Below are 15,482 nucleotides of genomic sequence, written 5' to 3'. Positions count from 1 at the left end.
AATGGAGTTGCCTGGCGTTTTAAAATACTGCCATCTATTTTATGCAAGAAGAAAAACAAATGCAATGAATATTAAGTTTAGATTGATTTTGCTTAGTTTTTTAGAGTTTTTTATTTGGGGTTCCTGGTTAATTACTGTGGGTGCTTATTGGTTTCAAAACAAACAATGGACGGGAGAGGATTTTGGTAAAATTTTTTCAACTATGGGCATGTCTGCCATTTTTATGCCGGCTATTATGGGAATTATTGCCGACAGATATATAAATGCCGAAAAATTGTTGGCTTTTTGTCATTTAGCAGGTGCTGCAATATTGTTTTATTTACCTGCGGTAAATGATCCCGATACTTTTTTCTGGGTACTGTTATTGTATATGATTTTTTATATGCCAACTTTAGCATTGGCCAATACGGTTTCATATACTGCATTAATTAAAAACGGGAAAAATATTATTAAAGATTTTCCTCCCATCAGAGTATGGGGTACCATTGGTTTTATTGTAGCCATGTGGATTGTAAGTTTATTGCATATTGAAACTTCTGCCAGTCAATTTTATGTGGCTGCTATCGCATCATTATTGTTTGGTGTATATGCATTTACTTTACCCAAATGTCCGCCGCAGGCAAAAACCGGTGAGAAAAAATCATTTGCCGACATGATGGGGTTAAAGGCCTTTTCTCTGTTTGGACAATACAAAATGGCACTGTTTTTTATTTTTGCTATGCTTTTGGGTGCTGCCCAGCAATTAACGAATGCTTACGGTGATACTTTTCTGCATGATTTTGCAAAGATTAATGCCTACAAAAATACCATCGCCGTAAAATTTCCGGCTATTATTATGTCTATTTCTCAAATTTCTGAAACCTTGTTTATTTTGGCCATTCCTTTTTTTCTTAGAAAGTTTGGAATTAAGATAGTGATGTTGTTGAGTATGTTAGCCTGGGTATTGCGTTTTGGTTTGTTTGCATATGGCAATCCTAGTAATGGATTGTGGATGATTATTCTTTCCTGCATTGTTTATGGAATGGCTTTCGATTTTTTCAATATAACCGGTTCTTTGTTTGTAGATACGCAGATAAAACCACAAATACGTGCCAGCGCACAGGGAATTTTTATGATGATGACTAATGGAGTAGGTGCTTTATTGGGAAGTCGTATCAGTGGCTATGCCATCTCCAAATTTTTTACCCATAGCGATAAAAGCCTTGATTGGTATGGTATCTGGATGTCGTTTTCTGTATATGCCATTATTATTGCAGTATTATTTTTGCTGCTGTTTCGGCATAAACACAGGCCGGAAGAAGTATTGCAAATGCAACATTAAAAGAATGAGGCCGCCTTCATTACTGTTGGGACGGCCTCATTGAAATTGAGTCAATCTATTTTATTTATGCGCTTCAATTTTTTTCACAAAATTGGCTTTGGGTTGTGCGCCCACTAATTTATCAACTACTTCTCCATTTTTAATAAACAGGATAGCAGGGATGCTGGTAATGCCATAGTTTAAACTTACTTGCGGATTATGGTCAACATTTAATTTGCCCACTTTAACCACACCTTCATACTCTTTTGCCAGCTCTTCTACAACCGGACCAATAGCGCGACAAGGGCCACACCATTCTGCCCAAAAATCAATCATAGTTAATTTATCGTTTGCCAAAACTTCTGTTTGAAAGTTCGCATCTGTAATTTCTAAAGCCATTGTACAATTTTTTATGGTTATGAATAATTTCTTAATTTGTCGCAAAAATAAATCCAAACTTACAATATGTTTGAAACCAGTTATACACCACTGTTAATTATGACTTTGTGATGACTGAAACGTTTGTTTTCAGCCATTTTGCCCTAATATGAGGCAAATCGTCAGTTGCTGATTCTGCCATTAATTTTGCAAATGCACATTTACCTGTACTTCCGGATGGTTTTGTACAAACTGAATTAAATCATCATTCAGTAAAATACTTACTTCATTGTTGTATAAACTAATTTTCAGGTTTTCAGCATTATCAATTATGTTAAATTTTAAAAGTGTTCTTCCCGGATATGCTTTCACATTTTCGGCTAAAAAATCAATCCATTCTTTTGTTAGGTCAACTGGCTCCATATTGATTTCGAGCATACGGGTAGTTCGTTCTTTCAGGGTTTCTAACAGATAGAGCTGGTTAATTTTAAATTCAAAATTTTCCTCACTTTTATAACGTTGCCTGAAATTGCCTGAGAGAAATACTTTTTGGCCCTTTTCCAAATAGTTTTGAAATTTCACATAATCTTCACTCCAAAGGGTGAATTCTGTTTTTCCTGAAAAATCTTCAATGATAAATGAGCCAAAATTTTTGCCGGTTTTGGTTACCCTGTGTTGTACATCTACAATTAAACCTGCTATGCGTACCGTTAAATTGGCAGCTTGTTTTATGAGGTTGGTATCCATTTTTACTTCATTAAACTCTGCAATTTCAATAATTTGATAATGTTGCAATTCAAACCGGTAATGATCTAATGGATGCCCACTCATGAACATACCCGTTACTTCTTTTTCATAGTTTAATTTTTCTGTTAAAGGCCACTCTTCACATTCAGCTATTTTGGGTACCGGAATTTCCATGGCAACAGGCAGTTCTCCAAACAAAGTATTGGCAGTACCACTTTTTATTTGTACACTGGCAGCACCATAATTAATAATTTTTTCCAGATTGCTAATTTTATCTCCATCGCCTTTGGCAAAAAATTGTGCCCGATTCATTTGTGGAAAACAGTCGAACGCACCGCTATATGCCAAACTTTCCATCGATTTTTTATTGACAGAACGTTGATTGACCCTTCTAATAAAATCAAAAATATCTTTAAACTGCCCGTTTTTATTGCGCTCTTCAATAATGTTTTCAATAGCGGCATCACCTACGCCTTTAATGCCACCCAATCCAAAACGAATTTCTCCTTTTTTATTCACGGCAAAGCCTTTCAACGATTCGTTAATATCCGGCCCCAAAACTTTGATACCCATTCGCTTACACTCTTCCATAAAAAAAGTAATTTTATCAATACTTCCTGCATGGTTTAGAACAGCCGACATGTATTCTCTCGGATAATGTGCCTTTAAATAGGCAGTTTGATACGACACAAAAGCATAACAGGTACTGTGCGATTTATTGAAAGCATACTGAGCAAAGGCCTCCCAGTCAGTCCATATTTTTTCCAAAGCATCTGCTGAATGTCCTTTGGCTTTACCGCCCTCAATAAACTGCGCTTTCATTTTATCAAGCACACTTTTTTGTTTTTTACCCATTGCTTTTCGCAACACATCGGCATCGCCTTTGCTAAAACCTGCCAAACTCTGGCTCAATAACATAACCTGTTCCTGATAAACGGTAATGCCATAAGTATCTTTCAGGTATAGTTCTGCTTCCGGAATATCGTATACCACTTGTTCCCGTCCTTGTTTACGGGCAATAAAGCTTGGAATATAAGCAATAGGGCCTGGGCGGTATAATGCGTTCATGGCAATTAAATCATCAAACTGATCGGGCTTTAATTCACGCAGGTATTTTTGCATACCAACACTTTCAAACTGGAATGTGCCATTGGTTTCACCTTTCTGATATAATTGAAAAGTTTTTTCATCATCTAATGGAATGGTATCTAAATCAATTTCTATTTGATGATTTTGTTTGATTAATTCAAGTGCGGTTTTAAGAATTGAAAGCGTTTTTAAGCCCAGAAAGTCCATTTTAATCACACCGGCCTCTTCAATACTACTGCCTTCAATTTGTGTTAACCATAAAGAAGAGTCTTTTGCAGTAGCAACAGGAATCAGTTCCGTTAAATCTTTTGGGGCAATGATGATGCCTGCAGCATGTACACCGGTATTGCGGATGCTGCCTTCAAGTCTGTCAGCTTCTTTTAAAACCTGGGCACGAATATCATCTCCGGCATAAATTTCCCTGAGTTTTTTAATGTTCTCAATATCTTCCTGAGTATATCCTTCTTTTTCTTCTAATGATTTTTCGCCCTCTTTGGCGGTGATGGGTGCATGTAAAACTCTTCTTAATTCGGTTCCGGGTTTATCGGGCACCAATTTAGCCAGCATATTGGCTTCGGCCAGCGGCAAATCCATTACCCGGGCAACATCTTTAATGCTGCTTTTGGCAGCCATGGTACCATAGGTAATAATTTGTGCCACTTGATTTTTTCCATATTTCTCAACCACATAATCAATTACTTTCTGACGGCCATCATCATCAAAGTCGGTATCAATATCGGGCATTGATTTACGATCGGGGTTTAAAAACCGCTCGAACAATAAATTGTATTTAATGGGGTCAATATTGGTAATGCCAATACAATAAGCCACTACCGAACCGGCGGCAGAACCGCGGCCCGGGCCTACAAACACTTTCATGTCTCTGCCTGCCTTAATAAAATCGCTTACAATTAAAAAGTAGCCTGCAAAGCCCATGGTTTTAATGGTAAACAATTCAAAGTCAATACGTTCTTGGGTTGTGGCATTTATTTCGCCATAACGTTGTTTGGCTCCTTCATAAGTAAGGTGTTTTAAATATTCCCACTGGTTCAAATTATCATCATCATGAATTTTAAAAGAAGCCGGAATAGGGAAGGCCGGCAGTAAAATATCTTTTTTTAAATTCAGTACTTCAATTTTATCTACAATGGCATTGGTATTGTCAATGGCTTCCGGAATGTCGGCAAACAGGGTAGCCATTTCTTCCGGTGTTTTAAAATAAAACTGATCGTTCGGAAATTTAAAACGCCGGTTTTTGATCTGCACTTCATCATTTACAAAATCATCAAAACCCGGTGTAGATTGTTTTTCACCGGTATTTACGCACAATAAAATATCATGTGCATTGTAGTCGTCACGTTCAGTATAGTGGCTGTCGTTTGTAGCTATTACCGGAACATTGTATTTTTTGGAAAACTGTAAAAGGGTATGGTTGATGATTTCCTGTTCTTTAATGTTGTGGCGTTGTAATTCAATATAATAATCCTCGCCAAAAATATCTAACCACCATTTAAATTCCTGTTCAGCTTTGGCAGTATCGCCTTTTAAAATGGTTTGTGGCACATAAGCGCCAATGCAGCAGGTGGTGGCAATGAGGCCTGCATGGTATTGCAGAATTAATTCTTTGTCAATTCTGGGATACTTGCTATACATGCCTTCAATAAATCCCAATGAGGTTAATTTAATGAGGTTTTGGTAGCCTTGTTTATTTTTAGCCAGCAATACCTGATGGTAGCGGTGGTCTTTTAATTCTTTAGTGAAAGTTTTAATATGCCTGTTTTCTACCACATAAAATTCGCAACCCACAATAGGCTTAATAACAGGTTCTAATATATCTTTACCATTGGTATCTTTACCAACTACTTTTGTGTTTTTCCAGGCCTGATTCACAAAATCAAATACGCCAAACATATTTCCATGGTCAGTTAAAGCCACAGCCGGCATGTTATTAGCGGCCGCTTTTTTGTAAAGTGAACCGATGGAAGCTGCCCCATCGAGTAAGGAATATTGCGAGTGAACATGTAGATGTGAAAATTTAGGCATGACTGTTGAAAATTTGAAACCATTCAAAAGTCAAATGTACTGCTTTCGGCAGGCAAATGAAGTTGAAAAATTTATCCACAATTCCGGTGTTATAAAGTTGAATGGATAAAAGTTGTGCAGGTTTGGGCAGCTTAAAAAAGGGTTGCTTATTTTGCAAGCTATGGCAAAGCGTTGTATAACAGTTTTTTTTATTGCGGGAATAGTTTTAGCTGTAACCGGTTGTAAAACTTTGCGGAAAATTACAGCCCACGATAATTCATTAACCATTACTTCCAAATCGGTAAAATCAGGAAACCCTGAATTTATTGATGGAATAGAAATTGCCCCCGGTTCAGTTGTAAATTCCCGCCATAAAACAGCTACTACAAAAATTAACACCTTGAATCGTGCTGCTGCCAATGAAAATAATCCCAATAGCTGGGTAAGTATCGAAAAAGCCAGCTGGCTGCAAATGAAATATGCCATTATAATGGATGTAACGGTTGAAAAGCTAACCGATATTCTTTTGCTTCAAAAAATTGATGAATGGTGGGGCACCAATTATTGCTTAGGCGGCAGTACAAAAGCATGTATTGATTGTTCTGCTTTTACCTATATTGTAATGCGGGATGTTTATGGAGTGAATTTACCCCGTACAGCGCAGGAACAATATAATAGCTGTTCTAAAATACCCGATGATTCGCTGCAGGAAGGTGATTTGGTATTTTTTCATACCGGTGGTAGAAGAAGCAGGGCCATTTCACATGTAGGTGTTTATATAGCCAATCAAAAATTTGCCAATGCTTCTACAAGCAGTGGTGTTACCATCAGCGATTTGAATGATCCTTATTGGAAAAGAGCCTACCGTGGTGCCGGCAGGGTTCGTTAAGCCTGCAATTTGTCCATTGCGTTCAATCATAACCTTCGCTTTTATTGAAATACATTATTTTTACAGCTTGTTTTTCTTTTTTTAACTGTACGCCTCTTACTATGCAAAAAAATCTACTGTCGCGCCTGCAGCGCTGGATACTCATATTGTCTGCTACTTTCTTCCTGCTGATGAGTATTGCCCGAATTTTTACTTTCTGCTTATTCAATACAGGTGCTTTTTCATGGAAATCTTTTTTGTCTGTATTGTGGATGGGTTTTCGGTTTGATGCCAGGGATGTAGGTATTATGGCCATACTGATGTTAATATTGGGTGCCATTAAGCCCTTGCATCCTTTCCGAAAAAAATTGGGGAAAACAGTTGCCTATATTTTATGGTTCGTAGCTATTGTGCTGTTTACCTTGTTTTATGCATTTGATTATGGACATTTTGCTTATTTAGATGTGCGCTTAAATGCACAGGCACTCGATTTTTTACATAATACACGCATTTCACTCGGCATGTTGTGGGAAACCTATCATGTTATTTGGGTTTTATTGGGAATGATTCTTTTTATCTGGCTCAGTTTTTTTTTGGTAAAATATACTCATAGGCTCATTGCACAGTCTGCTGATATGCAGGAGCCTTACAGAAAACGGAGAGGTTTATTTTCCATCCTGTATTTTCTACTATTTGGCTTTGGAATTTTTGGGAAATTTGATCAGTTTCCACTGCGTTGGAGTGATGCATTTTCGTTGAACAGCGATTTTAATGCGCAGGCCGCTTTAAATCCATTTCAAAGTTTTTTCAGTACGCTGGCTTTTCGGCAATCTACTTATGATGTGGAAAAGGCAAAGAAATATTATTCTTTAATGGCCAACTATTTAGGCATTACCCATCCGGATGCCAATCATTTAAATTATACTAGGCATATTGTACCCGATTCCAGTTTGTCTGCAACCACATATCCCAATATTATTTTAGTTATTTCAGAAAGTTTTAGTGCTTATAAAAGTTCGTTGTTTGGCAACCCGTTAAACAGTACGCCCTTTATTGATCAATTAGCAACCAAAAGTATTTTCTTTGATCATATGTTTACACCTGGTTTCGGAACGGCACGTGGTGTTTGGACCACTATTACCGGATTAACCGATGTTGAACAAAATAAAACGGCCAGTCGTAATCCGCAAATTGTTGATCAGCAAACCATCATTAATTCATTTAAAAATTACGGCCATTATTATTTTATTGGTGGCAGTACCAGTTGGGCCAATATAAAAGGCTTGTTGGAAAATAATATAGATAGTTTGCATATTTATGAAGAGAAAAATTATACCGCACCACGGTTAGATGTTTGGGGTATTAGCGATCATAATTTGTTTACAGAAGCCAATAAAGTGCTGGCAAAACAGAATCGCCCATTTTTTGCCGTAATACAAACGGCCGATAACCACAGGCCTTATTCAATTGCAGCCGAAGATTTGAATACTTTTAAAAAAGTAACTGTACCCAATGATACTTTATTGAAATATGGCTTTACATCGAACGATGAACTCAACGCATTTCGTTATTTCGATTACAACGTGCAGCATTTTATTGAAACCATACAAAAGGAACCTTATTTTAATAATACCATTATTGCATTTGTTGGCGATCATGGATTGGTTGGAAATGCAGATGCTTTATTTCCCAAAGCATATACAGCACAGGGGCTAACCAAAAATCATGTTCCTTTTATTATATACGCTCCAAAATTAGTACAACCTGCAAAGCATAGCATGATTGCTTCGCAGGTAGATGTATTGCCTGTATTAGCAGGCATTGCCAACATACCCTACACCAATACCGGAATGGGCAGAGACATATTGCATGTAAAAGATACTACCCAAAACATGGCATTTATTTTTGAAGGAGAACAACAACAATTAGGATTATTGAAACACCAATATTTTGTAACTCAGCCAATTGGCAAGCCCGATAAAATAAAAATATTTTCAATGGAAAATAATGCCCCGGTTCCTAAAAATGCCCTAACTGATTCTATTCAAAAAGATATGCAGTTATGGATGCAGGCTATTTATGAAACCACCAGGTATATTACCCATCATAATAAAAAAAACAGCAATAAATAAATGTTTTACCCTTGTTGGTGTTAGGTAGTAATGGTTAGCATTTGCTTGAATATATATCATAAAAAAACTCCTGAAAATTCAGGAGTTTTTTTATTGAGAGCGGAGAGAGAGGGATTCGAACCCCCGGACCTGTTACAGTCAACGGTTTTCAAGACCGCCGCATTAAACCGCTCTGCCATCTCTCCGGGTGCAAAATAAAGGTGCGGCTGTTTATCTTCCAAAAAAATTATACTTTATCTGCTTCTTATTTTGTAATATCCTTTTTAAATTGTATTTTCCATTGGCTTTTGTAACTGCTAAACTGCTTCTAAATATGAAAAAAGTAAAAGATATTTTAAACAGAAAAGGTACTGCTGTGATAGGCGTACCTGCTAACACATTGGTTTTTGATGCTTTAAAATTAATGGCCGACAAAAACATTGGCTCTGTAGTAGTTCAAAATGAACAAAAACCATACATTGGCTTACTTACCGAACGTGATTATGCCCGTAAAGTAATTTTAGCCGGTAAACATTCTGAACAAACCACCGTTGCAGAAATTATGAGTACAGGATTGCCGCATATTACCCCCGAAACTTCTATTGAAAGTTGTATGCACATCATGAGTGATAACAATATCCGCTATTTGCCGGTGTTCGATCAAATAGATAGTTTATGTGGTATTGTTTCTATTAATGATGTAATTTATGAAACCATTCACGACCAAAAAGAAACCATCGAACAACTGCACAGTTACATACAATCCACTTAAAAAAGGGGTTCCACAGAAAAAATTGATACAAACCGCTTTTCTTATCTTTGCGGTTCATGAAACAATTATCCGTAATAAATAAATATTTCTGGAAATATAAAACCAGATTTCTGTTAGGTATACTTTTCATTATTCTGTCTAACTATTTTCGAATCCTGGCTCCTCAGGTTTCCGGTTATGTGGTAGATCAGGCTGAGCATCTGATTCAACACCAAATTGCAGCTAATACTATACATGAAAATAAACGGATTGCCAATTACGATTTTTTGGTGCAACATTTTATTAAAGTTATTCAGGCAGAAAACAACAGTTTTTCAACCAATATCTTCATCAGTGCAGTGGTTTTGTTTTTACTGGCATTAATAGGTGGTTTCTTTATGTTTTTAATGCGGCAAACCATTATAGTAATGAGCCGCCATATAGAGTTTGATCAAAAAAATGAAATATTTACCCATTATCAGCAATTAGACGCTGCTTTTTATAAAACGCATAGTACCGGCGATTTAATGAACCGTATTACTGAAGATGTAAGCAGGGTAAGAATGTATGCTGGCCCGGCAGTGATGTATTTTATTAATTTGGCCGCTACCATTGGTTTCTGCCTGTTCTTTATGTTTCAAACCAATTGGCATTTAACATTATATGTATTATCGCCATTGCCCATTTTGGCTATTACCATTTATTATGTAAATACCATCATTAACCGGAAAAGCGAAAAAATTCAGGCACTATTATCCGATTTAACTACCGCTGCGCAGGAATCGTATTCCGGTATTCGGGTTATTAAATCATTTGTTCAGGAAAAATCGATGTTGCATTTTTTTGATAAAAACAGCGAGGAATACAAAAAAAATGCCATTGGTCTGGCGAAGGTAGAAGCCATCTATTTCCCATCCATGACGCTGTTAATTGGCATCAGTACTTTATTAACCATTGCCATTGGCGGATGGTATCTCATTCATCAACAATATAATGTAAGTGCAGGAACCATTTTAGAGTTTGTAATTTATATTAACATGCTTACGTTTCCGGTAAGTGCAATTGGCTGGACGGCCAGTATGATTCAACGGGCTGCTGCTTCACAAAAAAGAATCAATGAGTTTTTAAACACTACACCGGAAATACAAGATAAACCGAATTTAAAACCGGTGCATGTTTCGGGTGATATTCATTTCAATCAAATCAGTTTTACATATCCCAACACAGGCATACAGGCATTATCTAATTTTAATTTAACCGTACAGGCCGGCCAAAAAGTATTGTTATTGGGACGAACCGGTAGCGGAAAATCAACCGTTGCACAATTATTATTGCATTTTTATAACCCCGATAAAGGCAATATTACCATTGGTGGGCACGATATTCAGAATATTCCACTGAGAATTCTTAGAAAAGAAATCAGTTATATTCCGCAGGATGTATTTCTGTTTAGTGATACCATTGCCAATAATATTGCATTCGGTCAGCAATGGCCTGTTGATAAAGCCCAGGTTGAGCAGGCAGCAAAAAACGCCAGCATACACAATGAAATTATGAGTTTTGATAAACATTATGAAACACTGGTAGGAGAGCGGGGCGTTACTTTAAGCGGTGGCCAAAAGCAACGAATATCCATTGCCAGAGCCTTAATAAAACAGCCCGAAGTAATTGTATTTGACGACTGTTTAAGTGCCGTTGATGCAAAAACCGAAAACGAAATTGTAACCAATCTGTATAATTTTTTAAAAGATAAAACCGGCATTATTATTACCCATCGTATTTTCTCAACATTCAGATTCGATAAAATTGTAGTGTTAGAAGATGGTGAAATTACCGAAGAAGGCACCCATGAAAGCCTAATGCAATTAAATGGTTATTACGCAGAATTGTACCGCATACAGGTATTGGAAAAAAATGCAACTGCTTTTGAAGCTTAAAAAAGCTTTCAGGTATAAAGTTTTGGTAATTCATAAACAATACTATATTTGCCAAGCACAAATAATTCAGTAACCAAAATCTTTACAACTGTGGCGTACGAGAATAACGAAAAAAAAATGGAAAGCGTTTATAGTAAACGTATCAGGGCAGGAAAAAGAAGAACCTATTTTTTTGATGTAAGAGCTACAAAAGGCAACGATTATTATTTAACGATTACCGAAAGCAGAAAAAGGTTTGATGATAATGGCTACGACAGGCATAAAATATTCTTGTATAAAGAAGACTTTAATAAATTTATTAAAGCATTGGGCGAAGCGGTTGATTTTGTTAAAACAGATTTAATGCCCGATTTTGATTTTGATGCTTTTAATCACGAATATTCCGAATCAGAAGGATATGAACCGGCAGAACAAAATGTTGTTGTTTCAGTTGTAGAAGAAGAACAAGTTGCCCCTATTGAAATAGCAACTACTTCAGTTGAAACGACAATATCTGAGGTAAATAATACCGGTACAGAAGAAGTTGACAAGTGGTAAAATAGAACATTATACTAAAATAGCTTTAACCTTACTTCGAGCATTCAACGCAAAAAGTAAGGTTTTTTTGTGCAAAATCTGTTACAGAACTGCATTTTAGAAGCATATCTTTTTATTTTTCCTCATTTTAACCCCAGTTCTCCACAAAATATTCCAAAGCATACAATTTTAAAGGTTTTTAGCTATGTTCGCAGGTACTAAAAAACTGTAGAACTGTGCGATTAAAGTCATTAGAAATAAAAGGTTTCAAAAGTTTTGCCGATAAAACCATCGTTAATTTCGATGAAGGAATTACCGGCATTATCGGGCCCAATGGTTGTGGTAAAAGCAATATTATTGATAGTATCCGTTGGGTAATTGGTGAACAGAAAATTTCCTCATTGCGTAGTGAAAATCTGGATGCATTGGTGTTCAATGGCTCTAAAACCCGCAGCCCCAGCGGTTTGGCTGAAGTAAGCCTCACTTTCGAAAATACCAGAAATTTATTACCTACCGAATTTAGCACCGTTACCGTTACCAGAAGGTTTTATAAAAATGGAGATAGTGAATACCGTTTAAACGACGTAGCATGCCGTTTAAAAGACATTCATAATCTGTTTTTAGATACCGGTGTTAGTAATGACAGTTATGCTATTATTGAACTAGGAATGGTAGATGATATTATTAAAGACAAAGATAACAGCCGCAGAAGAATGTTGGAACAAGCGGCCGGTATTACCATTTATAAAACCAGAAAAAAGGAAGCAAAATCAAAATTAGATGCTACCGAACAGGATTTAGCCAGAATTGAAGATTTACTTTTTGAAATTCATAACCAGCTAAAATCCTTAGAAAGCCAGGCTAAAAAAGCTGAAAAATACTATGAAATAAAAAAAGAATATAAAATCATAGCCGTTGAATTGGCCAAGGCTTCGCTGGAAGGATTTAATTTAACCTATAAAAATTTACAGGAACAGCAGGAACTTGAAACCGATAAAAAAATACGCTTAGAGGCTGAAATAGCCAATCAGGAAGCAGTATTAGAGCAGGAAAAAATTGGGTTTATAGAAAAAGAAAGGGCATTGCAAAGCATGCAATACCAGTTTAATGAACTGGTGCAACAGTTGCGTACCAAAGAAAATGATAAAAATCTCGCCTCACAAAAATTAGTTTTTTTAAAAGAAAAAGAAACCAATTTGAAGCATTTTCTTCAAAATGCGGAAGGCCAGTTAAAAGGAATTGATGAATCTCTTGCTTTCAGTAAAGTACAAATAAAGGATGAAGAAAATAAGTTGGCAGATATGCATGCCAATTTAGAAAACCTAAAATATGAGGTGGAACTGAAAAGGCAAATATTTGATGAAAAAAGAGCCGGCGTTGATCAACTACGCCAGCAATATCAGCAATTACAACGGTCACAGTTTGACGCAGAAAAAAAAGTAGCCATTGCCGATACTTCTATACAAAATTTGCAGCGTTCGCAAATGCAATTAACTACCGAACAAAAAAATAGGGAAGCACAATTGCAACAATTAACCATTGAGTTAACCCAAAAAGAACAAACCCTGGCTGAAAAGCGTACACATTTGCAACAAATGCAGGAACAACATGAAAAAACCAAACAGCAAATTCTGGAAACACAACAAGAGCTGGAAGTTTTACGCAATCAGTTAGCAGATGAAAGCCGCAAGTTAGATGCACGCAAAAATGAATACAACCTTTTAAAGAGTTTAATCGATTCAATGGAAGGTTACCCTGAAAGCATTAAATTTTTGCATAAAAATCCGGAATGGGATAATCAGGCCCCCATTTTATCAGACATTATTTATGTAAAAGAAGCTTATCGGGCCGCAGTAGAAAATGTGTTGGAGCCTTATCTCAACTATTTTGTGGTAAATAATTTAGAAGAAGGTTTGCAGGCAGTACGTTTATTAGATAAACACCAAAAAGGGAAAGCCAACTTTTTTATGTTGGATAAATTTCAACATTATTCTACCGGCATAGCACAGCCTGCACAAACCATTGCGGCCATGGACATTATTGAAGTAGATGATCAATACCGGCCATTAGCTGCTTATTTACTTGGCCATGTATTTATTGCAGAATCAGAAGTTCTAATGGAACAGGATATATTTTCTGATGCCATTATTTTGGAAAAATCGGGCAAAATTGTAAAGGGTAAATACACGTTAACCGGCGGTAGCGTTGGCTTGTTTGAAGGAAAGAAAATTGGGCGTGCAAAAAATTTGGAAAAATTAGAAGAAAAAATTCAGGAGCAGGAAGCAGTTGTAAATTTACTGAAAGCAGATATTCAGCACAACCATCAAAAAGTTGTGGGGTTTAATGAACAGTTGAAAGAACAAACCATACGTGCCACTGAAAATGAAATTAATCAGTTAATTAATCAGGTTTTTGCTGCTAAAAATAAAATTGAAAACATCACTGCTTCTCAGCAACAAACCCAGCTACGGATAGAAGAAATTGAACAACGTATGCAGGATGAGCAGGATAGCATTGCTGAAACCAGGCTAACCCTTGCGCAACTGAATGAACAGTTGAAAGCGTTGGGCAATGAAATGGCCATGATTGAACAGGACTATCAGTTGGCAGAGCAGGATTATAATCTTACTAATATTCAGTTCAATGAATTTAATCTGCAGCTTACCCGTCAGCAAAGTAAAATCAATGCCATTCAACAGGAATTGCAGTTCAAAAAAAATCAGTTGAACGATCTGCAAAAGCAAATAGAAAATAATACCCGGCAATTGGCAGAAGCCGCTACACAAATTGAAGATGGGAAACTGACAGTTGAAATCATTGAAGAAGAGCTAATACTGCTAATGAAGCAAAAGGAAACAGAAGAAAAGCAATTGAATGAGGCAGATCAGGCCTATTACAATTTGCGCAATATATTGCAGGAAAAAGAAAATGATGTACGCCAGAAAAATAAGCAACGTGAAATGGCAGAACATCTGCTGGCTGAAATAAAAGATAAATTGAATGAATTGAAGTTGCAATTGGCAGGCATGAAGGAAAGATTGAATGTGGAATTTAAAATTTCGTTGGAAGAAATTTTAGAGCAATCCCGTACCACAGAAATGCCGCTGGAAGAGTTACAGGCCACCAGCGACAAGATGCGGAAGCGGATGGAAAACATTGGTGAAGTCAATCCCACAGCAATTGAAGCGTATCAGGAAATGAAAAAACGATATGAGTTTATTGTGGAACAAAAAAATGACCTAGTTCAGGCAAAAGAAAGTTTATTACAAACCATTCAGGAGGTAGAGGCTACCGCCAATCAACAATTTTTAGATACTTTTAATAAGGTTCGCGATAACTTTCAAAAAGTATTTAAAGCACTGTTTTCAGAAGAAGATACCTGTGATATGGTATTGGAAAATCCAGAAAATTTAGCTGAAACCGGTATTGAAATTATGGCTAAACCCAAAGGGAAACGTCCATCCTCCATTACCCAGTTGAGCGGTGGTGAGAAAACCCTAACCGCAACAGCTTTGCTGTTTGCCATTTATTTGATTAAGCCGGCACCATTTTGTATTATGGATGAAGTAGATGCACCACTAGATGATGCCAACGTTACCAAGTTTACGCAAATGATTAAAAAGTTTAGTGAAAACTCTCAATTCATTTTAATTACCCATAATAAACAAACTATGAGTGCGGTGGATGTAATTTATGGTGTAACCATGCAGGAACCCGGTGTCAGTAAATTGGTTCCGGTTGATTTTAGAAGCCTGAATTAATT

At 36.6% G+C, this 15,482-nt stretch carries 9 protein-coding genes and 1 tRNA gene; 7 read left to right on the top strand and 3 right to left on the bottom strand.

Going from position 1 to position 15,482, the window contains the following annotated elements:
• The first annotated feature begins 64 nt into the window (after positions 1 to 64).
• On the top strand, positions 65 to 1,321 hold the full coding sequence (locus EO766_RS03225) for a nucleoside permease (RefSeq protein WP_287100672.1): 1,257 nt from the start codon (positions 65 to 67) through the stop codon (positions 1,319 to 1,321).
• A 60-nt stretch (positions 1,322 to 1,381) separates the two neighbouring features.
• Here the strand turns inward: EO766_RS03225 and trxA are convergent, their stop codons facing one another.
• Together trxA and dnaE are read right to left on the bottom strand one after the other, a co-directional pair.
• The gene (gene trxA / locus EO766_RS03220; protein ID WP_502697226.1) at positions 1,382 to 1,744 is read right to left on the bottom strand and encodes a thioredoxin; all 363 of its coding nucleotides are present in this window, start codon (positions 1,742 to 1,744) and stop codon (positions 1,382 to 1,384) included.
• Between the two features lie 135 nt (positions 1,745 to 1,879).
• Positions 1,880 to 5,557 (bottom strand): DNA polymerase III subunit alpha, encoded by a 3,678-nt coding sequence (gene dnaE, locus EO766_RS03215; protein ID WP_287100671.1) that lies wholly within the window; start codon positions 5,555 to 5,557, stop codon positions 1,880 to 1,882.
• Between the two features lie 160 nt (positions 5,558 to 5,717).
• Here dnaE and EO766_RS03210 point away from each other — a divergent pair, with 160 nt between their 5' ends.
• Together EO766_RS03210 and EO766_RS03205 are read left to right on the top strand one after the other, a co-directional pair.
• Positions 5,718 to 6,425 (top strand): C40 family peptidase, encoded by a 708-nt coding sequence (locus EO766_RS03210; RefSeq protein ID WP_287100670.1) that lies wholly within the window; start codon positions 5,718 to 5,720, stop codon positions 6,423 to 6,425.
• 101 nt (positions 6,426 to 6,526) lie between these two features.
• Positions 6,527 to 8,536, top strand: coding sequence for an LTA synthase family protein (locus EO766_RS03205; protein WP_287100669.1), 2,010 nt, complete (start codon positions 6,527 to 6,529; stop codon positions 8,534 to 8,536).
• 100 nt (positions 8,537 to 8,636) lie between these two features.
• Here the strand turns inward: EO766_RS03205 and EO766_RS03200 are convergent.
• Positions 8,637 to 8,721 (bottom strand) — tRNA-Ser (locus EO766_RS03200).
• A gap of 128 nt (positions 8,722 to 8,849) precedes the next feature.
• Between EO766_RS03200 and EO766_RS03195 the strand changes: the two genes are divergently transcribed.
• The 4 genes from EO766_RS03195 (at position 8,850) to smc (ending at position 15,480) form a co-directional block, all read left to right on the top strand.
• Positions 8,850 to 9,287: a CBS domain-containing protein gene (locus tag EO766_RS03195; RefSeq protein WP_075051856.1), complete on the top strand. Its 438-nt coding sequence runs from the start codon at positions 8,850 to 8,852 to the stop codon at positions 9,285 to 9,287.
• Positions 9,288 to 9,343: 56 nt separating this feature from the next.
• Positions 9,344 to 11,203 (top strand): ABC transporter ATP-binding protein, encoded by a 1,860-nt coding sequence (locus tag EO766_RS03190; protein WP_218330367.1) that lies wholly within the window; start codon positions 9,344 to 9,346, stop codon positions 11,201 to 11,203.
• Positions 11,204 to 11,320: 117 nt separating this feature from the next.
• Positions 11,321 to 11,740: a DUF3276 family protein gene (locus EO766_RS03185; RefSeq protein WP_075051828.1), complete on the top strand. Its 420-nt coding sequence runs from the start codon at positions 11,321 to 11,323 to the stop codon at positions 11,738 to 11,740.
• 215 nt (positions 11,741 to 11,955) lie between these two features.
• Positions 11,956 to 15,480, top strand: a complete 3,525-nt coding sequence (gene smc, locus EO766_RS03180; protein WP_218330368.1) for a chromosome segregation protein SMC — start codon at positions 11,956 to 11,958, stop codon at positions 15,478 to 15,480.
• Positions 15,481 to 15,482: the final 2 nt, after the last annotated feature.

This window comes from Hydrotalea sp. AMD (assembly GCF_004100315.1).
GTDB classification, from domain to species: Bacteria; Bacteroidota; Bacteroidia; order Chitinophagales; family Chitinophagaceae; genus Hydrotalea; species Hydrotalea flava.
The sequence above is the reverse complement of the archived record's forward strand: the minus strand, read 5'-3'. Positions and strand labels throughout refer to the sequence as shown.